Genomic DNA, 549 nt, shown 5'->3' with positions numbered 1-549 from the left:
AATCTATGTTAATCACCACTATATTCGAGTAGACACGCTCTCTGCAGCTAATCAAAAAATTATTCATGCACACCGAAAACTTGCTATAACTAAATTATGGGGAGACGGTTATATGGCATCAGCTGATGGTATTCGTTATACTACTCCACAACGTTCTCTATATTCTAAAAGCAACCCAAAATATTTTGGGCGTGGTCGAGGAATTACTTTTTATAATTTTATTTCTGATCAATATATAGGATTTCATGGTATGGTTGTTTCTGGTACACTCCGTGATTCATTGTACTTATTAGAAGGATTTCTTAATCAACCTAGCGAGCTAACTCCTAATCAGATAATGACAGATACAGCTGGTTATAGTGATATGATATTTGGGCTTTTTGCCTTATTAGGATTCCAATTTAGCCCGCGAATCGCAAATGATAAAGGAACAAAACTTTGGCGAATTGATTCTGATGCGGATTATCACGAACTTAATACACTATCACAAAATAAAATCAATTTAACACTTATTCAAACTTATTGGGAAGAAATCCTTCGGGTAGCAGG

The 549-nt window shown here is 35.2% G+C and carries 1 protein-coding gene; it reads left to right on the top strand.

The window, feature by feature from the left end; all coding sequences use genetic code 11:
- A partial coding sequence (locus KHQ28_RS29770; RefSeq protein ID WP_211777820.1) for a Tn3 family transposase occupies positions 1-549 on the top strand: 549 nt, incomplete at both ends.

Origin of the sequence: Klebsiella sp. 28 (assembly GCF_018223905.1) — a bacterium.
Taxonomy (GTDB): domain Bacteria; phylum Pseudomonadota; class Gammaproteobacteria; order Enterobacterales; family Enterobacteriaceae; genus Klebsiella; species Klebsiella pneumoniae.
The sequence above is the reverse complement of the archived record's forward strand: the minus strand, read 5'-3'. Positions and strand labels throughout refer to the sequence as shown.